Annotated in this window: 31 protein-coding genes, 1 tRNA gene and 1 pseudogene; 25 read left to right on the forward strand and 8 right to left on the reverse strand. The window is 43.6% G+C overall.

The genetic code is table 11. The features are described 5' to 3' along the window. Window positions 1-40 precede the first annotated feature (40 nt). Window positions 41-1,036, reverse strand: a complete 996-nt coding sequence (locus A6049_RS15490; protein WP_063565541.1) for an ABC transporter substrate-binding protein — start codon at window positions 1,034-1,036, stop codon at window positions 41-43. A gap of 166 nt (window positions 1,037-1,202) precedes the next feature. Here A6049_RS15490 and A6049_RS15495 point away from each other — a divergent pair, with 166 nt between their 5' ends. The 7 genes from A6049_RS15495 to A6049_RS15525 all read left to right on the forward strand — a co-directional run bounded on the left by A6049_RS15495 (window position 1,203) and on the right by A6049_RS15525 (window position 4,591). Further along, the gene (locus A6049_RS15495) at window positions 1,203-1,526 is read left to right on the forward strand and encodes a hypothetical protein (RefSeq protein WP_240321449.1); all 324 of its coding nucleotides are present in this window, start codon (window positions 1,203-1,205) and stop codon (window positions 1,524-1,526) included. A 104-nt stretch (window positions 1,527-1,630) separates the two neighbouring features. Then, on the forward strand, window positions 1,631-2,014 hold the full coding sequence (locus A6049_RS15500) for a hypothetical protein (RefSeq protein WP_063565542.1): 384 nt from the start codon (window positions 1,631-1,633) through the stop codon (window positions 2,012-2,014). Then, window positions 2,007-2,210: a hypothetical protein gene (locus A6049_RS15505; protein ID WP_063565543.1), complete on the forward strand. Its 204-nt coding sequence runs from the start codon at window positions 2,007-2,009 to the stop codon at window positions 2,208-2,210. Before A6049_RS15500 ends, A6049_RS15505 begins: the two co-directional genes overlap by 8 nt. A 41-nt stretch (window positions 2,211-2,251) precedes the next feature. Next, window positions 2,252-2,638 carry a DUF5071 domain-containing protein gene (locus A6049_RS15510; RefSeq protein WP_063565544.1) on the forward strand — a complete coding sequence of 129 codons (387 nt, stop codon included), beginning with the start codon at window positions 2,252-2,254 and terminating at the stop codon, window positions 2,636-2,638. A 286-nt stretch (window positions 2,639-2,924) separates the two neighbouring features. Next, window positions 2,925-3,104, forward strand: coding sequence for a ribbon-helix-helix protein, CopG family (locus A6049_RS15515; RefSeq protein ID WP_063565545.1), 180 nt, complete (start codon window positions 2,925-2,927; stop codon window positions 3,102-3,104). A gap of 144 nt (window positions 3,105-3,248) precedes the next feature. After that, a complete protein-coding gene (locus tag A6049_RS15520) occupies window positions 3,249-3,524 on the forward strand; it encodes a DUF6809 family protein (RefSeq protein ID WP_063565546.1) in 276 nt (91 codons plus the stop codon). Between the two features lie 47 nt (window positions 3,525-3,571). Then, the gene (locus tag A6049_RS15525) at window positions 3,572-4,591 is read left to right on the forward strand and encodes a VanZ family protein (RefSeq protein ID WP_240321450.1); all 1,020 of its coding nucleotides are present in this window, start codon (window positions 3,572-3,574) and stop codon (window positions 4,589-4,591) included. Window positions 4,592-4,702: 111 nt separating this feature from the next. Here the strand turns inward: A6049_RS15525 and A6049_RS15530 are convergent, their stop codons facing one another. After that, entirely contained in the window at window positions 4,703-5,605 is a 903-nt protein-coding gene (locus tag A6049_RS15530; protein WP_063565548.1) for a manganese catalase family protein, read from the reverse strand. Between the two features lie 229 nt (window positions 5,606-5,834). On the opposite strand from A6049_RS15530, the gene A6049_RS15535 reads away from it, so the two are divergent. The 4 genes from A6049_RS15535 (at window position 5,835) to A6049_RS15550 (ending at window position 7,163) form a co-directional block, all read left to right on the forward strand. Next, complete coding sequence (locus A6049_RS15535) at window positions 5,835-6,131, forward strand: hypothetical protein (protein ID WP_063565549.1); 297 nt, start codon at window positions 5,835-5,837, stop codon at window positions 6,129-6,131. 54 nt (window positions 6,132-6,185) lie between these two features. Next, complete coding sequence (locus A6049_RS15540; RefSeq protein WP_063565550.1) at window positions 6,186-6,506, forward strand: DUF3889 domain-containing protein; 321 nt, start codon at window positions 6,186-6,188, stop codon at window positions 6,504-6,506. A 169-nt stretch (window positions 6,507-6,675) separates the two neighbouring features. Then, the gene (locus A6049_RS15545; RefSeq protein WP_063565551.1) at window positions 6,676-6,888 is read left to right on the forward strand and encodes a hypothetical protein; all 213 of its coding nucleotides are present in this window, start codon (window positions 6,676-6,678) and stop codon (window positions 6,886-6,888) included. Further along, the gene (locus tag A6049_RS15550) at window positions 6,882-7,163 is read left to right on the forward strand and encodes a hypothetical protein (RefSeq protein ID WP_063565552.1); all 282 of its coding nucleotides are present in this window, start codon (window positions 6,882-6,884) and stop codon (window positions 7,161-7,163) included. Before A6049_RS15545 ends, A6049_RS15550 begins: the two co-directional genes overlap by 7 nt. 60 nt (window positions 7,164-7,223) lie before the next feature. Here A6049_RS15550 and A6049_RS15555 read toward each other — a convergent pair whose 3' ends face one another. From A6049_RS15555 to A6049_RS15565, 3 genes are all read right to left on the reverse strand, one after another. Beyond that, complete coding sequence (locus tag A6049_RS15555; RefSeq protein WP_063565553.1) at window positions 7,224-7,460, reverse strand: DUF3892 domain-containing protein; 237 nt, start codon at window positions 7,458-7,460, stop codon at window positions 7,224-7,226. A gap of 110 nt (window positions 7,461-7,570) precedes the next feature. Then, a complete protein-coding gene (locus A6049_RS15560; RefSeq protein ID WP_063565750.1) occupies window positions 7,571-8,014 on the reverse strand; it encodes a GNAT family N-acetyltransferase in 444 nt (147 codons plus the stop codon). Between the two features lie 236 nt (window positions 8,015-8,250). Next, window positions 8,251-8,505, reverse strand: a complete 255-nt coding sequence (locus A6049_RS15565) for a hypothetical protein (protein ID WP_063565554.1) — start codon at window positions 8,503-8,505, stop codon at window positions 8,251-8,253. Between the two features lie 144 nt (window positions 8,506-8,649). On the opposite strand from A6049_RS15565, the gene A6049_RS15570 reads away from it, so the two are divergent. Together A6049_RS15570 and A6049_RS15575 are read left to right on the forward strand one after the other, a co-directional pair. Then, window positions 8,650-8,722 (forward strand) — tRNA-Val (locus A6049_RS15570). A gap of 651 nt (window positions 8,723-9,373) precedes the next feature. Continuing rightward, window positions 9,374-9,754, forward strand: a complete 381-nt coding sequence (locus tag A6049_RS15575; RefSeq protein WP_063565555.1) for a hypothetical protein — start codon at window positions 9,374-9,376, stop codon at window positions 9,752-9,754. A 142-nt stretch (window positions 9,755-9,896) separates the two neighbouring features. Here the strand turns inward: A6049_RS15575 and A6049_RS15580 are convergent, their stop codons facing one another. Beyond that, window positions 9,897-10,232 (reverse strand): winged helix-turn-helix transcriptional regulator, encoded by a 336-nt coding sequence (locus tag A6049_RS15580; RefSeq protein ID WP_063565556.1) that lies wholly within the window; start codon window positions 10,230-10,232, stop codon window positions 9,897-9,899. A gap of 127 nt (window positions 10,233-10,359) precedes the next feature. On the opposite strand from A6049_RS15580, the gene A6049_RS15585 reads away from it, so the two are divergent. From A6049_RS15585 to A6049_RS15595, 3 genes are all read left to right on the forward strand, one after another. Beyond that, entirely contained in the window at window positions 10,360-11,556 is a 1,197-nt protein-coding gene (locus A6049_RS15585; RefSeq protein ID WP_063565557.1) for an NADH-dependent flavin oxidoreductase, read from the forward strand. A 221-nt stretch (window positions 11,557-11,777) separates the two neighbouring features. After that, a complete protein-coding gene (locus tag A6049_RS15590; RefSeq protein ID WP_063565558.1) occupies window positions 11,778-12,197 on the forward strand; it encodes an organic hydroperoxide resistance protein in 420 nt (139 codons plus the stop codon). A 241-nt stretch (window positions 12,198-12,438) separates the two neighbouring features. Then, on the forward strand, window positions 12,439-12,999 hold the full coding sequence (locus A6049_RS15595) for a YdhK family protein (protein WP_063565559.1): 561 nt from the start codon (window positions 12,439-12,441) through the stop codon (window positions 12,997-12,999). A gap of 165 nt (window positions 13,000-13,164) precedes the next feature. On the opposite strand, the gene A6049_RS15600 is transcribed toward A6049_RS15595, so the two are convergent. Further along, window positions 13,165-13,845 (reverse strand): SDR family NAD(P)-dependent oxidoreductase, encoded by a 681-nt coding sequence (locus A6049_RS15600; RefSeq protein ID WP_063565560.1) that lies wholly within the window; start codon window positions 13,843-13,845, stop codon window positions 13,165-13,167. A gap of 196 nt (window positions 13,846-14,041) precedes the next feature. On the opposite strand from A6049_RS15600, the gene A6049_RS15605 reads away from it, so the two are divergent. From A6049_RS15605 to A6049_RS15630, 6 genes are all read left to right on the forward strand, one after another. Continuing rightward, complete coding sequence (locus A6049_RS15605; RefSeq protein WP_063565561.1) at window positions 14,042-14,629, forward strand: TetR/AcrR family transcriptional regulator; 588 nt, start codon at window positions 14,042-14,044, stop codon at window positions 14,627-14,629. Between the two features lie 435 nt (window positions 14,630-15,064). After that, entirely contained in the window at window positions 15,065-15,679 is a 615-nt protein-coding gene (locus A6049_RS15615) for a TetR/AcrR family transcriptional regulator (RefSeq protein ID WP_063565563.1), read from the forward strand. Window positions 15,680-15,685: 6 nt separating this feature from the next. Continuing rightward, a complete protein-coding gene (locus A6049_RS15620) occupies window positions 15,686-16,426 on the forward strand; it encodes an SDR family oxidoreductase (protein ID WP_063565564.1) in 741 nt (246 codons plus the stop codon). A gap of 101 nt (window positions 16,427-16,527) precedes the next feature. After that, entirely contained in the window at window positions 16,528-16,725 is a 198-nt protein-coding gene (locus A6049_RS32610) for a hypothetical protein (protein WP_072735367.1), read from the forward strand. A gap of 228 nt (window positions 16,726-16,953) precedes the next feature. Continuing rightward, on the forward strand, window positions 16,954-17,508 hold the full coding sequence (locus A6049_RS15625; RefSeq protein WP_063565565.1) for a hypothetical protein: 555 nt from the start codon (window positions 16,954-16,956) through the stop codon (window positions 17,506-17,508). A gap of 97 nt (window positions 17,509-17,605) precedes the next feature. Further along, window positions 17,606-17,923, forward strand: a complete 318-nt coding sequence (locus A6049_RS15630) for a DUF1292 domain-containing protein (RefSeq protein ID WP_063565566.1) — start codon at window positions 17,606-17,608, stop codon at window positions 17,921-17,923. A gap of 240 nt (window positions 17,924-18,163) precedes the next feature. Here the strand turns inward: A6049_RS15630 and A6049_RS15635 are convergent, their stop codons facing one another. Then, a complete protein-coding gene (locus tag A6049_RS15635; protein WP_063565751.1) occupies window positions 18,164-19,639 on the reverse strand; it encodes an aminotransferase class I/II-fold pyridoxal phosphate-dependent enzyme in 1,476 nt (491 codons plus the stop codon). 294 nt (window positions 19,640-19,933) lie between these two features. Here A6049_RS15635 and A6049_RS15640 point away from each other — a divergent pair, with 294 nt between their 5' ends. The 3 genes and pseudogenes from A6049_RS15640 to A6049_RS34100 all read left to right on the forward strand — a co-directional run. Then, window positions 19,934-21,226: an MFS transporter gene (locus A6049_RS15640; protein WP_063565567.1), complete on the forward strand. Its 1,293-nt coding sequence runs from the start codon at window positions 19,934-19,936 to the stop codon at window positions 21,224-21,226. Between the two features lie 519 nt (window positions 21,227-21,745). Then, on the forward strand, window positions 21,746-22,345 hold the full coding sequence (locus A6049_RS15645) for a hypothetical protein (protein ID WP_063565568.1): 600 nt from the start codon (window positions 21,746-21,748) through the stop codon (window positions 22,343-22,345). Between the two features lie 171 nt (window positions 22,346-22,516). Further along, a pseudogene (locus A6049_RS34100) lies at window positions 22,517-23,058 on the forward strand (NAD(P)-binding domain-containing protein); the annotation flags it as partial.

Below are 23,058 nucleotides of genomic sequence, written 5' to 3' on the forward strand. Positions count from 1 at the left end.
GGTTTATCCTGAAGATCCTAACGCTTCGTGAATTGATGTGTTATTTTCCTAGTATGGAAGGCAGTTCGTCCATCAGTCGTTCTTTGGTAATCGGATCATCAAAGTTCCACTTGGTATTAAGATAGTAGACTTTATTGTTTTTAACAGCCGGGATGGGCTTCCAGATGTCGGTCGTCATGATGGAGTCACTGTTATTTCGCTCTTCCTCTGATAGATCCGTGAGGACAAACAAGTATTCACCTGCATATTCCGGCAGCAGCTCGCTGGAGATGTTGGCAAAACGTTCATTTTTATCAATCAAGGATTCTTTAACTTTGGGAGCAGGGGTGAATTGCAATGTATCATACACAGTTTCGGCAAGTGCGCTGTTGCCCATCACGTACATATCTTTGCCAAGCTGGAGAAAGACGGATGCGGTTACACCTGTGGGCAAATCAAGCTGATTTCGTACTTGCTCGGATTGCTCTGCATAGGTTTTAATCCATTCCTCGGCTGCTTGCTCTTTCCCTAGAATGTCACCGAAGACTTTCACACGTTCATTGGTTGATAGACGGTCATAGGTTACTGTCGGAGCAATCTTCGATAACAAAGTATATTGGTTCTCTTCATAATAACTGCCGCCAGCATCCAGCAGGATCAGATCAGGACTTAATGAAGTGATTTTCTCCAGATCGCCTTGCAAGTCGCCTACATCTTCAATCCCATCCAGCAATTCGGGATAAGCGATCTGATCACCAATGATGCCTAGGGCTGCACCTACTGGTTTAACATCCAGGGCAAGCAAATCTCCCAGATCACTGCCTGTGAAAATAATACGTTTCGCGTTGACCGGAATCTCTACCGTGTGGCCCAGGGAGTCGGTGTAACTCTTGGTTTCACTTTGTTCGGACTGCGCTCGAGTTGAGGTGGTCGATTCACCTGATTCTGCTTCAGCGGTCGTAGTGGGTGGTTCTGCTTTGCTGCCACAGGCAGATAGCAGTGCACCAATCAGGGTAATCATGAGTATAAGGGTACCGAGCTTACGTGTTGCGTTCATCGTTATGGTTCCTCCCGCATAGGTTACTTATTGGATAATGATAATCATTATCAATTTAGTTCGAATGTGATCAGTTTATCGAAAGCGGGTTGGCAGTACAATGGACAAACAGGCGGAAATCCTTTGTACAAAAATAAAACGATTCTAAGTGGAGGAGGCGAACGTTATGAACATTATGCTGGAAATTCTCATGACTTGGCTGATATTGATTTTGATTCTAACCATCTTGGTGCAAGGTATTAGAAAGAATTCGAAGGAAGGAGCCAAATCCGTCTTCAGACGTTGGGGAGGACTATTGATTGGATTATTTGTTGTAGGGACTGTACCTTTGGGCTTTGCGATGTATACAGAGTGGGGTGTAGAGCGGCTGGATGCCAACATTGGATTGGGACTGGCTTTGTTTTTTACCTGGGCATACTGTGCCCTCTTGTTATGCGTGGCATTAGTGATCTGGGGGAGGTACTGGTACAAGCAATACGGGAAGAAGTGATTTTGTTGCCCGCATGATTATGATAAACGTATGTTTGCATGCAACAATCAGCATATATTGAACGTTGAAGGTAGAAATAGGTGTTAATAAAGGGGGATTTACATATGTCCCATCTTCGTCGAGTTCTGATATCGCTCTCAATCCTGATCGTATGCCTTACTGGATGTTCAGGACATATCGATTGTAATTCTGTGCAAACTCAAGCGAATCCCCCAAGTGATAATGGATTCACTGGTTATGTGGTTGACCGCGAAGGCAATTCCATTCTAGTGGTTGATCCTGCATATGAAGACTTCGGTGCGAACGAAGGAGAAAGTCGGTATTATCCGGCAAAATGGTTCTCCAATGCGCCTGATCCACAGATCGGCTCCTATGTTGAGAATCTGGACGGATGGCAGCCCGGAAAATCAGCCCTATCCCGGTCAGGCCAGAGCGGAAACGATTGCTGTATCCTGTCCGGCCAATCCAGATGGAGCTCATATGAGTGAGGAGGATGCCATCCGGGCTGGATTGTACTCATCAGACGGAGAGCAAGTACGTATTCCTGTAATTGAGAATGTTGATTTCGATAAGGATATAGGAATATGGACCATTCGTATGCGAGATGCAATATCAACGACGGATATTCAGGATCCAATAGAAGTAAAAGTAGAAGACATTGAGCCAGTAGGGGAGCAGGAGTAAGGATGTAGGATTTCAATGTTGGATGAAAAGAGGAGATAGGTCTGAATGTTAGAGAATGGCTTCCCCGCGATAAGTCTGATTTTGAAGCGGTGCGTAAGTTAAGTGAATTAGGTAATGAAGAGTTGCGAGATATCATTCCTGAGCTTACGGAGTGGTTGCAGGATGGGAATTGGCCCATTTTCAGATCCGTAGAAGATTTACTTTTAAGATTTGGAGAAGAACTTATTCCTCATATTCAAAATGTATTTAAAATAAGAGACTCTACATGGGAATATTTTATGCTGACGGGACTAATTAGTAGATTGCCTTCTAAATATTTGATTATGTTAAAGGGCGATTTAGAAAGAATATTAGAAAATCCTACGGAGGATGAGATGCTTGAGAAATTGGATGAGGTTATAATACCATTGCTGAATAAAATACAATAACAAGCAGTTCAGTGATTCAGGAAAGTTCATATTGAGGAGCAGCCCTTAACAACCTTGAACGGCTTAATGCCTTTCAGGGTTGTTTTTTTGTCAAAAACAGATCCGTACTTTAAAGTACAAGTCATAGCTACATATAACATGAGTGATATTTTTTCTGAGTTGAACTGACGATCTACATGTATTTAATTTGGAAGCCACAAAATAAAGAACGTATGTTTTACAAATGAATTGACTTTTTGTCCTGACAATAATACATTAATGTCAGGACAAAAAAAGAGGTGAAGCGATGTCCTCCAAAAAGATGGGGCGTCCTAAATCTGACAAACCCAAAAGCAAGACGATCGAGATACGTGTCGATGATGAAATTATGAATAAGCTCGATGCTTCGGCTGAGAAGCTGAATACGAACCGATCAGACATCGTTCGCAAAGGGATTGAGAAGATTTACGACGAACTCCAAAAATAAAAAAAAGAAAGCAGCGTTCGTCCCACGAAGAACAGCGCTGCTTCCTATCCCGCAATCACTATCAATGAGCTGACTGCATAAATATCCTACCATGTGCAGAACGCTCATTCAAGTCGATGCAAATCCATTTCTGGGAGGATGCACATGAATTCAATTCTGGAAGCACTTTATAGCGGGCGACTTCGCCCGGATGAGACGATGATGCCGACACATCCTGAATACCAATTATTAGGGCGGCAAATTGCGTCTCTGACGGAACAATGGAAGAATCGATTGAGCGAGGGAGAATTCCGTGAGCTAGAACAGTTGTTTGACTTGTGTGGTCAATGTGATGGTATGCATAGCGAAGCTGCATTTGTTCAGGGATTTCGACTGGGGGCCAACATGCTGATCGAAGTGATGAGTCATGAGTCAACGTGAGTCCTGCAAATTGTAGTGTAGGAATGATTTGATGATGTAGAAGTTTATTGAAAAAAGAAGGTGTGATTTTGATTTTGTATCAAGGAAAGTCAAGAAAATTCATCATTGTATTGTTATCGTTGTATACTTGTTTAACATTGTATTTCTTATTCCTGGGCTTCGATAGAAGCTCGGCCAGTCCTGATCAGGGCTGGCGATACAGCTTCACCCCTGAAGGAATTCCTTTACATTTTCCAATGGGGAGAGATTTTAAGATATGGTTTTTTGAAATGGGGAACTTTGTAGCATTCATCCCCTTCGGGATGGTCATTCCGCTCCTCTTTCGCTGTGGGTTTATTCGCTTTATCAGCATATTCATTCTCTGCATTACGATGTTAGAGACATTGCAAATGATTTCCCGTTTAGGTGCGTTTGATATAGACGATATCCTGATTAATACTTTAGGGGCTGCCGTTGGATATGGAGCACAGCGGATAGTAAAGCATCATCGGAATACATTAAAAGGACTTATTCGAATCTTCCTGACAGCGATTATTTTTTCAATAGGTACGATCACTGTTGTTGGCGGCCTCAATCATTATTTAGATAACGTTGACGGAAAAAGTGTTGCACTGAATGAACTTGTTTCGAGCGATGGGGCTGTAGTATGGGATGAAGAACTCTCCAGTTTTACAGTAGGACAAACAAATGTCGAGCCTCAAATCAATCTGTACAGTAGAGAAAAACAAAAAACGAATGAGTTTTCATATCTCTTAAATAAAAAATACAAAAATATGAAAGGTTATTTCGCTATACCGGACGATGTTGTCCGAAGAACAAGCCATGAGACTATTACAATAAGCTTTATCGCCGATGGCACAGAAATTTATTCCTTGGTTGTATCAGCAAACAGCGGGGAGAACCATCCTGACTCTTTTCAAACTCCGTTAAAGGGAGTTAATGAACTGACTATAAAAGTAATAACCGATGGTTCAAATCCGGTGACCAATATAGTGATGTGGGACATTGCATTGACAGAGCCAAACACAGGGCAAAAGTTCATCAACAGCATTAAATCCATGTTTTAATATATCAATAATAGCCCTCGATCCTGCCACTGAAGCAGCAAGATCCGAGGGCTTAATCCATTTTCATGCCATATCAACAACAACTAATACATCCACTACAACAAAGCTTTCTTAATCCGCAATATTTCCCGCCATCTTCAGACGACGTGCAATTTCCTGGAAGTCTTCCTGCGAAATACCTGGTGCGAATTCTTCTTCCACCGCAGGAGCTTCAGGAATCGGATACCCTTCAGGTACGCCTTGAATGACTTCCAGCGGTTGTCCATCTTCGGGGTGTGTTCCTTTCCAGATCTGACTGATTGCAGTAAAGTCTTTATCACTATAGGTATACAGCTTAGTGTGTAGGCCCTTTTCTTCGTATTTCCAAGCCTCGTTAAAGGATTTGTTGCTCAAGGATGGAATCGGCACCAATTTGGTTACATTCACTCCGGTTGCGATTTCAAGCGCTTTAGCATAAGCGACCACATGCACGCCACCGCGTACCAGCAAATAGCCAACAACTGCCCGGGCTGCGGGGTGATCGGTCATTTCATAAACTTTCATTTTATGTGTACGTGCTCCGCATTCAAGAAAAAAGTTATGCAGCAGATCTTCGACCAGATTTCCACTGTTAAAAACATGGGCGCCTGTCCATGGATTGCCCATGGAGTCGAAAGGCATTGCTCCCTGTGCGCCAGCCAGGAAATGATAGGACAGACGCGCATCCTTCACGGAACCAAGTGGTGTATCGTCAGGCTCTTTGTACTCAGTGGAACCTCTGAGGCATTTGTTAATGCCATGGGACACAAGCTCTACATGACCCAATTCTTCGGCGGTGATACTCATCACCAGATCGTAGAAGGGTTTCAATTTTTCTTTAGAGCGAAAATTAAAGGATTGATAGAGGTAATTGTTCAACGTTGACATCTCTCCGAATTTACCACCCAGCAATTCTTGTATCGCTGCCGCTGCATTCGGGTCCGGTCTCTCGACATTGGGGATTTCAATTGCGATTTCATCCATACGTTTGAACATTCGGTGTAACCTCCTCGAAATGATTGCTCAGAATAATGAAGTGATGTTGTCATGGCCTATTACACGTTTATCGAATACGCTAAACCCATAATTTTGCAATTGAGGCTTAAGGCGTATGTAGTTAAGTCTACATTTGTTATTTCCAATCCCGTATTATTTATGTACAATCAGGACAAATGAAGTTAAGTATGGTTGTCATTATCTGATTTAAATGAAGGAGAAACTGAGAGTGCGCAAAAGTTGGATTATGGTAGGATGGGGTGTCCTGCTGCTTGTCGTTTTTGGATGTAGCGATGTTACGGCAGCATATGCAGATTATCCGAGTGAGTTGGATCAACAAAGAAAAGATGCGCTTATAGAAAAGTACGGTTTGGAAAAGCCGGAAGATCCACCACGGCGTAATCTTTTATTGGAGGGTGACTGGGGGATAAGTTTCAAATCACCAATCGAACGGTATAAGATGGCGATCAGTACGATTCAATCGCTCCAGCAACCGATTACGTTTATCCTTCGTCTACTGGTGTAAAATAAACTTCTACAGGGCAGGCTAACGTAAACATTGTCCCGAGGAGTGAATGATATGAGAATGCTCATCGTAGCCATGATGACGGTGATACTAAGTTTAAGTGGACTAGCAACAAGTTCAGCAACTGCAATTCCGGATTATGCGAAGTGGGGAATCATTGCAGTGAAAGAAACACAAACCAAGTACAACGTGGATATTTTGGATTACAAACACATCGGCCGCACCTCACTAACAGCAGACCAATCCCGTGAACAGTTCAAGTTATGGGTACGTAACAAAGACGGTAAACAATTTGCTGTATTTGTAAATGTTGATTTTAACCCGTCTACCCAGCAGCTGAAAAAAGTACAATTCACGGAATCGGATCGACGTTGAACTGAACATGCACTGCATAGCAAGGCAGGATAGGAACCAGACTTCTCTATGAAAGGGAGTGAGTCTGGTTTTTTTATTTCAAAAAAATCCTTTTTTTAGTTGTTGAATAAAGAACTTATGTTCGCATATAATAATAAAACAAACACATGTTCTTATTGGAGGGATGATTATGCTAGGGAAATATATTGGTCAGATGGTCGAGCTCGTCTACATGGATCGTGCAGGGCATATTACACAGCGGCAGATTCGAATCAACAGTGTACGGGAAGGTAAGATTAGAGCATCCGCAGGGAAAGAGGGGGCACCCCGAACATTTCTTGAACAAGGTATTCTGGCATGGCGTCCCGTACTCCATAATGAAGGGAAGGAAGAAATATGTTGAATGATTTTGAACGCAAAATTTTGCGTATTATTGTTAATTATGCGGGGCAGCGTCGCCGAGTACCACGAATGGATGAGCTGGAGAATAAGACGGGCAGAACCAAGGCGTTCATTCATGAGTCACTGCTGGAGCTTGAGCGCAGGCAGCATATTGTGTGGGAGAACAAGTCTACGCTGGAAGGCATACTAATTCTGCAAGCATGGGAGCAGGAATCACAGCCCATTCGCAAAAGCCAGCCTGCTGGCGATGCCGTGAAATATTTTACCGAATATTAAAACGTAAAAAACGCCAACCCGGAATGCCGGATTGGCGCCATGTTAATCAGCATACATCTATTAAAAGATAGGAAGTTGATCAAGGTTATTGGTTGGGTCGCCGTCTGCGTCACCGCGAATGTACATTTCGCCGTCTTTGCCTTTAAAGACATTCACACCTGCAATTGATCCTGCTTTTACTTCTGCCAGTGCTTGTTGGTAATCCAGCACACGTCCGGATGAAGTTTGAAACGCTGTCAGATCGCCGTCACCATTTTTTTGTACTGCTGTGAAGCTTTCGCGTGTCGTTTGATCCATGATGTCACACTCTCCTTATCTGACCAAATAGGAATCTGGTTACCTCTTTAGCCTGTCCGGATCAAAAAAAAGTATGCACTACATAGCTTCATATCGCACGCAGAGGTTATTTACAGGCTCTTTTGCATACGAACGTGCAGAATGTCTGCATCATAAAAAGGCTCTTCCGAGATCACTTCATATCCGAGCTTCTCATAGAACTTCTGCGCCTGGCATTGTGCGTCCAAAACAGAGTAGGCCAATCCCAATTCGCGTGCTCGTTCTTCCATGGCTAACAGAAGCACACGTCCGTAACCGAACGAACGATGAGATTTGAGTACAGCGATACGCTGCATTTTGGCGGTATCCTTGGTGTAATAGATCAGACGCCCTGTGGCTACAGCCTGTCCATCTTTACTCAACAATACGTGATGCACATCAGGACTGATGATATCATATTGATCGATCTCAATGTCAGCAGGCACCTGCTGCTCGATTACAAAAACATGATTGCGAATATCCAATGCTTCCTGGAGTTGTTCTTCAGTCGTTACATAACTAATCTCAGCTGCCAATTCCATACCTTCTTTCTGCTCTACGCTATCAGACTGAATTATACAAAAAAATGCTTTTCCTGTATAGTTAAGACTGGAACATACTGGGAGAGGAGGGGCGCACCATGGGTATGGCAGGAGTGATGGCAATCACCCTTTTGATGGCGGCAGGAATGATTGCTTTGTTGTATTATGTGACTAAGAAGGCGTACTCCAAAAAGTGGGACGAAGACGAGTGAAATGCAATTTGATGTTCCTCAGGGTAAGACTTCAACATTGCCTTGTGGGGAGTAAACGTCATGCACAACAGACTTGGAATACACATCCAGCCAAACGGGCAGATCATCATTCACCTCATGGGGCTCTTTTAACTGTTGGAATTGTACTGTATGTTCATCTCGTTCCAAACTACAACCGACAGAAACGTATATTAATGCAACAAGCGCAATCAAACAGGCTAAGTTTTTGGCTATGATAAATAAACGCAGCTTACGTTCTTTCATGTTCCTCATATGGAAGTCACCTCGTCATCAAAATGGTAATCATTCCTTTATTGTGCACCAATTCGAATAAAATATTACCAATATAACAATTGACAATGAACACGGTTACTTGGTATGATACTGTTACTTGATTGGAAAACAATCAGATATCATGATCTGTTAGCTCAGCTGGGAGAGCACTATCTTGACAGGGTAGGGGTCAGTGGTTCGAGCCCACTACAGATCATACGCGAGAAGCCTTGCAGAGCAAGGCTTCTTTTCTTTATAGAAGAAACTACACTATAATTTTGTGTTCATTAAAGAGAAATGGTTAATTTTTGGTCAAGATCATGTTATTTTGCTAAGTATCTCGTTAATTAAATTGCTTTCTACAAGTTCTGTTATTGATTATCGTTAAAAAAATGCCAACGTCACATTAACTGTGAGTTGGTATTTTTTACGTTAACCGAAAAGAACAGTGTTTAACTTTTCAGCTGTTTCTTTTGCATGCGTATGTCGGATTCCGTGAAATTTAATTATTGGAATGTTCCAACAGCAGCCAAAAGTATTTAATCACTTGGCAGAAATAATTATAAATCGACTATTTGCCGTCAAAAGCCTCCATAATGAGAAAATAACTGCTTATGATGCAGCGATCCAACACCGGCAGAATTAAAATGAACAATTGCAGAACTACCGGCGTTCTGATTATATATAAAAAGTTTTCTCACTGTGTAACATTCCCTGATTGTAAGTGTTCATTTATATATAGGGAAATTAAAATTACAAACAAAGTTTTGAGTACTTTCACAAGTAAAGATCAGGGTGCATTTTCAAGCAGACCAAAAATAACTTGAATAAAACAGCACTAATCATTCAACTATAGGAGGATATTCTTATGAGAACAAAATCACTAAAATTCATTACAGTTGGTGTGATTTTTGCTTTAGGGATTGGAATAGGTGTCTATGGATGGGGAGCTGCATCTGCTAATACTAGTCCCTCTGAAGATCAAATGGAAGTAAAAATCAATGATAAAGGTGAAACATATGGTTCATTTGTTTATCATGATGGAAAAGAAATAGATTTAGTTAAGGCTATAGGTGTAAACGGAACGGAAGGTTACATCAAGACTTCAGATATGAATCAAGATTTGCCACAAACTCCCGAAGAAGCAATTCAGAGTATGAATGAACCAAAAGTCGATAAGTATATAAACTTGTACGATAGCAACGAGAATATTATCGGAAAATTTCTACTTGAGAGTTCAGAAGATTAAAACTAAACTACACTACTCCCCCAAAAGATGCTCTCCATAATGATTGCGAGCACTTTAAAATCCCAACAAGTAAATTATGTTCACGTACTGCTCCACTTGTAGTATTCTACTGAAAATATACATATAGCTTGCAGCAGTTTGACTAATTCTTCTGCAAATCAGCAAGATTCTGTCTACCCCAATCGCAGAGAATTTCCAGCACAGGCATCAGCGTTAATCCTTCACGAGACAAAGAGTATTCTACTTTTGGCGGTAATTGTGGGTACTCTGTACGGATAATTAATTGGTCGGCTTCTAGTTCCTTCAGTTGAGAGCTTAGCATTTTATGCGTAATTCCATCCAAAGCTCTTTTCAGTTCTCCATATCGCAATGTTTCTTTTTTCCATAACCAAAATAAGATATGCATTTTCCATTTTCCACCGATCAACGACATGGCATGTGAAAATGGTTTAACGTTTACTTCCTCAGCAATTTCCATATTCCACTCTCCTTTTAGTTAGTATCTACCTTTTAAGTGCATACTATACTCTTTTTTCACCCTACTATACAATAACTCATGAAACAGAGACAAGGGTGGACACGCCTAATAAAAGGAGAGAATATATATGGAAAATAGTAATCGTAATTTCTTGCAGCCTTATACATTTGCGAATGGTTTTACGTTGAAAAATAGAGTGGTCATGGCGCCAATGACAACAATGTCCAGTTTCTTCGATGGTTCCATCACCAATGATGAAGTCGATTATTATGCCGAACGGGCTGGAGGCCCTGGAATGATCATTACAGGTGTTGCGTACGTAACCGATGGGGGAAAAGGCTTCGAAGGTGAGCTCTCCATCGCAAGTGATTCTACAATCAAAGGACTTTCCAAAATTGCAAGAGCCATTCAGAAAGACGGAACGAAAGCCATTGTGCAAATCTTTCATGCAGGGCGCAAAACGAACTCCAAAACGCTAAGAGGTGTACAACCCACCAGTGCGAGTGCAATCGCTGCCGTTCATCCAATCGGCTCGGAGACGCCGCGTGAATTGACTCCTGAGGAAATCGAAAACATTATTAAGGACTTCGGCAGAGCAACCTTACGAGCCATTCAAGCTGGTTTTGACGGGGTAGAGCTTCACGGGGCCAACACATATCTATTGCAGCAATTTTTCTCCGTCAATTCCAATCAACGGTCCGATCAGTGGGGTGGCAGTTTTGAAAATCGTATGCGATTTCCGCTGGCAGTCATTCAGGAGGTTGCATCAGTTATTGATGCCCATGCGGATAAACCCTTTATCCTCGGTTACCGGATTTCACCGGAAGAAATTCATATGCCGGGCATCCAGCTCGAAGACTCCTTGGCTTTTGCCCAGGCGCTGACAGACACTCGGGTTGATTACATTCATCTGTCGATGGGAAGTTACAAACGAACATCTTTAAACCACCCCGATGACAAAGAGCCAATCTTAACTAAATTCGTCCGGGTTTTGGATCACAAAAAACCTCTGATTGGCATCGGATCGATTGAGCGGCCGGAAGACGCGGAAGAGGTCATCAACGCCGGGGCAACTTTGGCTGCACTCGGACGGGAATTGATTCGTGAGCCAAAATGGGTACAGAAGGTGAAAGCAGGTGACCTTGGCAGCATTCGTTACCAAATATCCCCGTCGGATATGGATGAGTTGCGCATTCCATTGGCGATGCAGACTTATCTGGAAGGTTCGTTTCGGGAGGTCATGCACGTTACTACCGACAGTCAGGAAGGGACTGACTACCAGAATTCACTTGCACCGATGGAGGGCTTTGAGAAGAAAATGTAAAAGCTAAACTATATTAGGTAGATTCAACTTTTGGATCAGTGATAGATATTTATCAATTACGGAGCAACCATTTCCTGCTATTACAAGAGGGAATGGTTGTTTTTAATTTTATAATAATGATTTACAAACACAATTAAATTGTGTACAATCTAATTGTTATCAAAACAAAAGAGACATCATCTTTACAAAATAAAATCTAAATTACAGAGGAGCCAATACTCATGAAAACATTATATGAAACTACAGTTATCAATACAGGTGGACGTCAAGGGATTGTGCAATCGCCAGATAACGTATTTATGCTCGATGTCGCTGCCCCACCTGAACTGGGAGGCAAAGTGACGACAGCTACGAATCCAGAGCAATTGTTTGCAGCAGGCTACAGTGCTTGCTTTAATTCAGCGCTGGAGTTTCAGTTAAAGAAACACAAAGTCGAAATTGAGAGAAGCACAGTATCGGCTACGGTTATGCTTGTGACGGACCCTACGGATAATGGTGTGAAACTGGAAGTGGAACTTGAAGTTAAAATTGAGGGTTTGGATGAGGAGACAGCACAGAAATTTGTAAAACTTGCGCATGACTACTGCCCATATTCCAAAGGAATCAAAGGGAACGTCAATGTTACCGTGGGAATAGCCTAATTATTGAGCTGAGTCGATCGAACGGTTTCGTTTCGAACTTCATGTTGAAGTCTGAAGCATGTATTTAAAATAATTTCTAAAAACTGAAGGCCTCCGAAAAATCGGAGGTTTTTTTGATATGCTCTTAATTCTGCAGCGATAACCAACCAAATAATAGATAAAGAAATCAATTACGGTTGAAATATACCCATATGGGGTATATTATAGGTGTAGAAATCGAAAGTTTAAAGGAGTGCAACTCATGAAAAAGTATGCAATGATATTGCTGACTACGGTGATCACGGGCAGTCTGATGTTAAGTGGATGTGGCAAGAATGCTGAGCAGGATAATAGCAGTAGTGACAGTCATGCAGCGAGCACAGGAGAGATGCACCACTCGGATTCGGGAGAATTACCGGAAGGACTTCAGGAAAAGAAAAATCCTACATATCCAGTGGGCAGCCATGTCGTGTTGAGTACGGACCATATGGCCGGAATGAAGGGTGCAGAAGCAACAATTGTGGGAGCCTATGAGACAACAGCGTATACAGTCTCGTATACACCAACTACAGGGGGAGACACTGTGAAAAATCATAAATGGGTCATTCAAGAGGAAATTCAGGACCATACGGATCAACCGTATGCAGCAGGAGCAGAGGTTGTGCTGAACGCTGACCACATGCCAGGAATGAAAGGTGCTAAGGCAACGATTGACTCCGCTGAGCAAACGACGGTATATATGGTTGATTATACCCCGACCACAGGCGGAGATCCGGTGAAGAATCATAAATGGGTCACGGAAGAAGAATTGTCTGCTAAATGAGAGAGCTTGAAGTAAGTGCCTGAAGTAATAGTTGTTAAGCCTCACATCCATGCGTATAACTTGTGTTAGTCATTATGTGATTACCAAAACCACCCTCCTCACTTTTTAAGTGAAAAGGGTGGTTTTATATATAACAACGCAAAACTATCTTTTGAAAATCTCCAGTTACCAGACAATCGTTTCTGGAGTAACACCAACCGGGAATGTTTCCTCAGCTTTATCTTTCTCCTCATACATATCATACCAAGCGTCAGCAATGTATTTAGGATCTGTTGGTGTATCCGGCTTGATGAATACACCCAAGGAGAGGTGACCCACATAAATGCCTTTCGGAGCGAGGTCCGTATGCAGATTGTTGGCATAGTTTCGTAATCCGCCCAAAGCAATCCCCACGTTACCCATCATCGGAATTGGATATATAGCGGAAAGCCCAGTGGTGAACAGAATCGCTCCAGTCTGACGTTCCAGCATAGCTGGTAATACCTGTTGCACACTATGAATTGCACCAAGTACCAGACCCTGGAACTGATCCAATGCATTATCCGCAGTAACATTCATGGCAGGTGTCGGAGGGAACTGTCCAACAGTAGGACTGAATTCGAGCACATCAATAAAACCGTACTTCTCTTTGATTTGGTCAAAAGCTTGTGTCAATTGTTCCGGGTTATATAGATCGGCTGCGAAGCTGGATGCTTCAATACCTTCTGATTTTAACTGGGCTGCCAGGTTATCGAGTTTGTCTTGGTGTCGTGATACCAGAGCTACTTGAAATCCGTTTTGTCCAAATTTCTGTCCTATAGCCATCCCGAGTCCGGGGCCTGCGCCAACAATGACGATGGTTTTCATATCATGTTTCTCCTTTTCATTCTTAGATTGTAAATAGTAGACTAGACAACTAAAGTAATGTAAACAACGCTTGTTGTTAAGCATGCTATACTAATCCAATCAGGCTTACAATCAGCAAAAATGCAGAATCGTTGCGTAGACAACAGTTCCTATATTTTTGTTGCGAACATTATGCAAAAGGCGAGGAGACGTTCGAATGACGATTAAAAATAACCAGGATCCTCGTGTCATTCGGACACGTCAGCTCCTGCAGGATGCGTTCCTATCCCTATTGCAGCATCAGGACTTTGATTCTCTGACCGTGGGGGATATTACCGAAAAAGCTACGGTGAATCGAGCCACATTTTATGCACACTTCACCGATAAATTTGCCATTCTGGATTCGACCGTTACGTATTCATTCATGGAGAAATTGAATGATCGAATGGATCAGGGTGATACATTTAATGAAGAAGTTTTGAGAAAAATATTAACAGCCCTGTGTGAATTTCATGCTGAAGTCAGTACTCGCTGCGAACGAAGTTACAGGTCACTGGGAACCGTACTGGAACTTCAAATTAGAGAAAAAATCCAGATTATTATTTTGCAACTGTTGAATCGTCAGAAAACCTCCACACCGGGGCAGAACTCTCGTAAAGAGACAGCAGCAGTTCTGTTAAGCTGGGGGATGTATGGCACGGCTTATCAATGGAACCTGCAGGGTCGGAACGTGCCTATGGAACAATGGATTAATGACACGCTTCCTCTACTGTTGTATGGAAATAGCATCTTTTTTGAGAATTAATAAATTTCTGCTCATTATGGGTTATAATGGAACCATAAGATTAAAGCTGCTGGAAAGGGGAATGTATATGATGGACTTTAGCAAGCCGCCCCATGCCTCAGAGTCACATACACACAAACAGCGCCATGAAGAAAATGAACAACAGCTTTTAGCCGGAGGGAAGAGCATTTGGTGGGAAATTAGCAACTGGCTAATTCTCGCTGGGATTCTTTCGGTAATCTTCGTATTGTTTAAGTTCGTTTTCTAGAAAAAGAGAAACATTAAAACTTTGGATAAGGGCCATATTAAATGGGCTCTTTTTTTCTTTACGCTCTTACATATAAATCATCAAGCGAATAACAAATGACAAAAATAAATATTTGTCATTTGTTATTCGCTGTGTTAATCTAATTTCAACGGAGGTGACTTGAGGATGGTGTAACCATCTTAATCATTATGGAAAAGGACAAAACTTCTGAATTTTTAACCAAGGAACAAATTATTGGAGCAACGCAGGAAACTCTCCGGCGCTTCGGTGTTGCCAAAACATCTGTTACGGATGTCGCTAAATTGCTTGGAGTTAGTCACGGTACGATTTACAGGCACTATAAAAGCAAGAAAGAATTACTTGAAGGCGTGACCGCACAATGGCTCGAAGATGAGATTATTGCGCCTTTGACGGCAATAACTAAGGATCAGAGTTATAACGGAGAGGGAACACGTCATCTGAAAGTATATATAGAAGCATTAATTGCTCGTAAACGTCATTATGCCGAATCCGATGCAGAGTTGTTTGAGATGTACGCACGGGTAACTCAGGAATCCGCAGATATTATCAATAAACATGTGCAACATCTTGTACGTCATTTGAGTGAGATTATCCAGCAGGAGAACCAGTTCCAATTTAACAACCCAGACGTGGTTGCAACGGCGATCCTTCAAGCTACAGCCCGTTTTCATCATCCGGCACACGCCTATGAATGGCAGAGCCCTACAATTGATGCGGAATTTGCACAGGTATGGTTGTTGATAGAAAAGGGATTATTACATTTTGAACAAGAGAGGGAGTAATCGTAAATGAAAAAGCTAGCAGGTAAAGTAGCCATTGTAACTGGCTCATCCCGGGGGATCGGACGTGCTATAGCAGAGCAACTCGCTGAATTGGGCGCGGATGTCGTCATTAACTACGCGAGCAGCCCAGACAAAGCAGAGCAGGTGGCAGATATTGCTCGCCAAAAAGGAGTCCGTGCCATTACCGTTCAGGCTGACCTTGCCCGAAAGGAAGATGTGGAGCGTTTATTTTCCGAAACGATTAGCCAGCTTGGAAAAGTTGATATTCTGATCAACAATGCAGGCATCATGAAGACAACGCCTTTGGCAGATGTGACGGAGGAAGAATTCGATCAGCAGTTTGCCATCAATGTGAAAGGTACATTTTTTGCTTGTCAGCAAGCATTGAAACACATGGAGGAGCAGGGCCGAATTGTTAACTTCTCCACTTCTGTAACCGGACAGATGTTTCCGGGATACAGCGTGTACGCAGGTACCAAAGGAGCAGTTGAACAGATTACTCGTCAGCTTGCAAAAGAATTTGGCTCCAGACAAATCACTATTAATGCTGTTGCACCAGGCCCGGTGAATACCGAGTTGTTTTCTGTAGGGAAGACGGAGCAACAGCTCGAAGGGCTACGTAAAATGAATGCATTTGGTCGTCTAGGTGAACCGGAGGACATTGCAAATGTGATCTCTTTCCTTGTCAGTGAAGAGTCGCAATGGGTTACAGGACAGACGCTGCGTGCAAACGGCGGTTTCATTTAAACGATATCATGCACGAAGTTTATTGCTTTTGACACACAACCGGGCGAATCCCCATATGATGCATTACATCAGCAAGCAATTGGGGAAATGGGGAATCCGGGATGGCAAAAGCAAAGGGAAAAAAGGCTCCCGCGTTAAAGAGTGACAAACTTCGTGTATCCATGAAATTGGTTACTTCGGATGTATGTGAGCGTTGCAAGACCCCCTGTACACGAGGAATGGATTATGCAGCACGGATGCGAACCGATGGAGCTGTAGGCAAGGGCGTACCTTGTATATTGACTCGTCATACTTCGTAGTCCGCTTCATAATAAGTTTGACCTACAAGAAGTTCGTATAATTACGTATTGCCAACAACTATACTATAGGGGCGTCCTTTAACAGGGAACGCCTCTTTTTGATCGTTCCAAGGGGTGGAAAATATTCTGGATAAAAAATGAAAAATGATGAAAAACAGCGCAACTTTGTGGATGAACCTGCAGTATAAATGTACAACAGCTAGCAGCAGGGGAGGGAATATTGACGGAATGAAATGGAAAAGAATTTTGCTGTGTGTCACGGTATTCTCCTTGCTCGGCGGGTCTTTATTGTTTGCAGATTCAGTGAACGAGAAGATTCGGGTTCTCATTAACGGCAAGGAAGCAGCTGACGGTGGTTATCTGATTGACGGAACGACCTATGTACCTGTAAGAGAAGCGGGCGGAATCGCCAGATGGGATACCACAAACAAGAGAGTAACGGTTATCAAACCGAATGTACATATTTTTCTCTTCAAGGGAGATACCGTGTTTGGCAACGTGAACGTGGGTAAGTTGAAATTTAATGTGTTCTCACAAGTCGACAGTTTGACAACAGATATAGCTGCCGTGAAGGTGACGATTACCAATCCAAGTGGTGAGGTTAAGGATATTCAGTCTCAGGAGCTTAAGACACAGAAGGATAACTTCTGGTTCCGAACGTACGATTTTACGTATGATTTCAGCCGGGCTGGCAAGTATCAAGTCGGTTTTTATATTAAAGAAAATGCAAACAGTAATTATGTACTGGCAGCCGAGAAAATCATTACCGCGCTGAACGATTGAAGCAAAAATAACCTTGTCGGTTAAATTGACCTGGACCATTGAACATGTTACGATATGCAAGGTTACACAATTTCTATTTATAAAGCGAGGTATATCAATGAGCGATCACACACATGAACACGGCGATGCCTGCGGATGCGGTCAAGACCACGACCACGACCACGAGCATGAAGAAGTTCTTCTGACACTGACAGACGAGAACGGAAATGACGTGGAGATGGTTTTGGTGGAGACGTTTGACGTGGAGAAGCATGTTTATGCGCTCCTGCTGGAACGTAACAATCCTGAAGCTGACGGCATCATTCTGCGTATGGAAGAAGAAGACGAGGAAATGGTGCTCTACAATATTGAAGACGAAGAAGAGTGGACCCGTGTTGAAGCGGCGTACAACGAACTCGTTGCAAGCCAAGAATAGTCATCCTTTTGGAATAAAGCAAGAAGGCTCCTTAATTATAGGGGGCCTTTTGTTTGCTTTTTATTAGGTGTATATGCTGTTTTTTCTTGCGATAGGGACAGTGGAATAGGTGGAAAAATGCAAATAAGACAGCGATCATAAGCCCAAGGCAGGACAAGTCTGTGTGGAGAAAAAATAAAAAAGACCAAGCATCCCGCTTGGTCCTTAGAGATCGATCAACCTCATGCAGAGGTGGCTGTTCTAGAATATTGCATCTGCTTCCACGATGACTTTCACGTTGGTTACGCTACGGTCTTCAGGTCCTTTTACAGGCAGTCCAACTTCAACATGATCAATGATGTAATCGATGTTTTCCTGAGTGATAACCTCACCTGGCAGCAGAATCGGAATTCCTGGTGGATATACGTAGATGAATTCCGAAATAATCCGACCTGCGGATTCCTTGAAAGGAATGACTTCGGTATCACCATAGAACGCATCACGTGGAGTCAGCATCAGCTGTGGTACATCTGGAACCTTGACCACCAGCTCATGGGCTGGATTCACCTGATAATACGTACGGGATAGATCCTGCAGGGCGTTCAGCAAGATTTCTACGGAGTCATCCGTATCTCCCGGTGTGATGAGGCACAGAATATTATACATATCACTGAGCTCCACCTCGATTTTGTAATGCTCACGTAGCCAGTTCTCTGTTTCGTAGCCTGTAATTCCAAGGTGGCGAACATGAATGGTTACTTTGGTTGGGTCGTAATTAAAGGTAGCCTCTGTGCCCAGCAGCTCTCTGCCGAAGCAATATAGTCCGTCCATATCATTAATGGAGCGTCTTGCAAACTCAGCCAGATCAATGGCTTTCTGTGCCATCTGATGGCCATTCAGAGCCAGATTACGTCTCGACGTGTCGAGCGAAGCCAGCAGGATGTAAGAAGTCGACGTTGAAGTCAACATACTCAGAATGGTTTGTACACGTTGTGGATTCACATATCCATTCTTCGTGTTCAGATTGAGTACAGAACTCTGGGTCATCGAACCACCGAGCTTGTGTACACTCGTTGCAGCCATATCAGCCCCGGCGGCCATGGCTGAGAGCGGCAGATCTTCATGGAAATGAATGAGTACGCCATGCGCTTCATCCACAAGTACTGGGACTTGATAGCTATGCGCCAGTTCAACAATTTCTTTTAGATCGGTACATACGCCGAAGTACGTTGGGTTAATGACGAGCAAAGCCTTGGCATCGGGATGACGCTCAAGAGCACGTCGGATCGCGCCTGTAGTGACACCGTGATCAATCCCTAGATTGGCATCCTGCGCAGGAGAGACGAATACGGGTTTCGCTCCTGAGAAAATGATGGCAGACATGACCGATTTATGCACATTACGGGGCACAATAATCTTGTCACCCGGTTCACATACCGACAGAATCATGGTCATGATGGCACTGCTTGTGCCTTGTACACTAAAATAGGTATAATCGGCTCCGAAGGCATCGGCTGCCAGAATCTGCGCTTCCTCAATGACACCGGTTGGCTGATGCAAATCATCTAGCGGTGCGATGTTAATCAAATCTATGGAGAGGGCATTATCGCCGATAAATTCACGAAATTCGGTATCCGTTCCCAATCCTTTTTTATGTCCCGGAATATGAAATTGCACCGGATTGAGTGCCGCGTGATTTTTTAAAGCGGTAAACAGCGGCGTACGGCGGTGATCCATCAGTGCTGTCACAACCTTTCCTAATTATAATTTGTAAGAAAAACGTCTTTCGACGTAAATTCTATGAAGACAGACCGCATGTAGCGGATGTTTTTCTTGCGATCACGGATTTAGTTCAGCTTCGCTGATAACTTATCATTTTGTAATCTCAAACAAATTTGAGTATAGCAAATTAAGAACCGAATGCAAGCAATATTGCTTGACAATTTTTCGAATTGCTGAGATTTGGACACATCCCCGAGGGTTACAGTAAGGATAGGAGATGGGCAAGCAAGCATCGAAAGGGGAAAAAGAATGCAAACCAATACAAAACCAGCCAAAATCCTGCGATCACCTTTCTTTATCGCCATGTGGCTAACGCTTTTTCTAGTTGAAATTATTAAAGGTGCCCTGCTGGTCGCTATTTTGCCCGTGTATATGGACAATATTCTGGGTTTGTCCGCTGGCGTGATTGGTGTGGCCTTTGCCCTTCAATATTTGGGAGATAATCTGTTCCGGGCTCCCTCTGGCTGGGCAGCAGAACGGATCGGGTTCCGCGCGACAATGGTGACGGCGCTAATTTGTACATTAGTTGCTGTAATCATGATTATATTCTTCAAAAGTGCATTTGGCCTTGCCATGGCTTGTCTCATTCTTGGAGTTGGCACGTCACCCCTTTGGCCTTGCGCTATGACAGGCGTGACTGCGATGTCGGGGCCACAGAACAAGAACGGTACAGCCATGGGTGCGCTGGAGATGGCGGCACTTGGGGGGACTGGTCTAGGGCCGATCGGAATGAACTGGCTATTGGAGCGGACGCATCACGATTATCGCACCATTTTCTTGGTGTTGATGGGTGTTGCAATTCTGGTCATTCTGGTCGCTTTGATTTTACCCGGACGTGTCATTGTTGAGGGAGAGCATGCGGAAAGTGAGACGAAGCGGTCAGATATGAAATATCCGGCTAAACCGAATATTTTCACGCCGTTCATCCGACTTAAAAACAGTGTCCAGGGTACATTGCAACGGGTACGCAGCACCCTTAATGTTAATCCGCTCGTATATCCTGCACTATTCATGCAGTCTTTTGTTATTGGTCTGCTCAGTCCCGTGATTACGCTATACACTCGCACAGACCTGCACATCTCGCCCAACCTATACAGCTTGTTGCTGATAGCGGGTGGAGGCATTACGGTCATTGCATTGCTGCCTGTAGGGAAAATGGTAGACCGGTTTGGAACGGCACCGTTCCTGAACATCGGTTTTTTAATGGCAGCAGTGAGTCTGTTTGCTTTTTCTTCTATTACGTCTATTCCAGTTGTGTTCGGTATCGTCATGTTGGTTGGCGTCAGCTATGCGATGATTCTCCCGGCTTGGAATGCGTTTGTAGCCACATTGATTCCCAAAGGAGAACGCGGAGCGATCTGGGGTTTCTTCCTGACCCTTCAGGGATCAGGCATGGTCGTAGGGCCGATTGTATCCGGACTGCTGTGGGATCACGTTAGTCATCCGGCTCCATTTATCGGAAGTGCTGTCGTTATGGCTGGACTTGCCGTTGTGCACTATGTGTTATCCCGTAAACCGTATCGTACAGCTCCTGCCAAATGATGCGATTGAAGTCTGATAAGGTGGATCCAATAAGAAAAGGGAGTTCCAACAACCATACAGGTTGTGGAACTCCCTTTTTATGTAGCATGGTGCAACCATTGCATCCATTCAGCTAACGACGGGAAGATTATTCTGCCCGCCGGAGTGATCAACTCTGGGAACTAATCGTTCAACGTACTTAAGACAAAGACATCTTATAGAGCGGCAGCAGTGTTTTGAACGTTGAACGAACCGTTTCCAGGAACTTGACCCATCTGCAGCAAGGGCATCATCCCGATCAATTCGCAGTCCGCACATAACCTCTGCATACCTTCATTTCGCGTCCATTATATCATGAAAATCGGGGGCTTGCCCCTGTGCATCTGCGGAAAGCTGCGATCCTTAGGATCAATCGGTGAAAAATAGTCAAATAACCAAGTACCCTTACATAAAATGAAGTATAAAATAGGGTAAGCCGATTGAGTAGAAGCGATTGAAGAAGATGGCCGGAGCATCTCCGGTACAGATGGAGGGAGTGCCGTGAATAAGAGTTATGAAGTTGAATATTGCAATCTGGAGCTGCGGTTCAACCGTCGGCATATCCAAAATTTGATCAAAGACCTTATTCGTGAGGGGTATTCACTATATTGGAGCGAGGACGAATCCTTTTTTATTCTGTCAGTCCGCACCGGACGCAAGCTGGTAAAGCTCCGTTTTCAACAGACGCGCAGTGGGAATTACAAGATGACCGGAGATTATATTATCAAGGACGCAAAGCTTGCGGAATGGTTGGAGAAGCTGATTGGGGATACACGCGGGCATGCCGTTGTGAAACGGTTTAAGGATCAGCAGATGACCGTGGAGAATATTTTGTTTGGTGAAGTCATTCGTCTCGTTGAAGTATCCGGGTTCAAACAGCGTGTTATTTTTCAAAAGGAACCTGCGCCGACGGCGGAAGAGATGGAAGAAATGTTCCTCTCGCGCGAAGGCGAGGAGCGACTCATGCTGCTGCGCATGGAAGTGGATGATGAACTGGAGCGTCTGTATGCCGCCATTCAGATGGATAATATCGAAAAAGCAAATGTCTGTCGTAAAGTCTTAAAGCAGTTGTCAGGGCACATGTTGATGCTGGAAGGCTGAAATATAACGCTGTATTTATGAAAATACGATGAACACCTCAGGTAATTGGGGTGTTTTCTCGCTGTGCGACCATGGTCCGGGGTTCACTTCTATGCGTAAAACCGTTAAAATGGGGGTATTGTTGAGAATTCATTTCAATAAAATTAATTGGAGCAAAGGATGGAGGACCAGATGGCGAAACAACAGATCGGTGTCATTGGACTTGCAGTAATGGGCAAAAATTTGGCCCTTAACATTGAAAGCAGAGGTTTCACGGTATCGGTATTTAACCGTTCCCCGGAGAAAACCAACGATCTTCTGAAAGAAGCCGAAGGTAAAAACCTGACAGGCACATTCTCTATTGAAGAGTTTGTGGCATCCCTGGAATCCCCGCGCAAAATCCTGATCATGGTACAAGCTGGTTATGCAACCGACGCTACCATTGAACAACTGCTTCCTCATTTGGATGAGGGCGACATCATCATTGATGGCGGTAACGCATACTTCCCTGACACCCAACGTCGCAGCAAAGAGTTGGAAGACAAAGGCATTCGCTTCATCGGTACAGGTGTATCCGGTGGGGAAGAAGGCGCGTTGAAAGGCCCTGCAATTATGCCAGGTGGACAAGAGAGTGCGTACAAGCTGGTTGAACCGATCCTGACAGCCATTTCGGCCAAAGTCGGAGACGATCCTTGTTGTACATATATCGGACCAGATGGTGCCGGACACTATGT

It is taken from the genome of Paenibacillus sp. O199 (assembly GCF_001636635.1).
GTDB lineage: Bacteria > Bacillota > Bacilli > Paenibacillales > Paenibacillaceae > Paenibacillus > Paenibacillus marchantiae.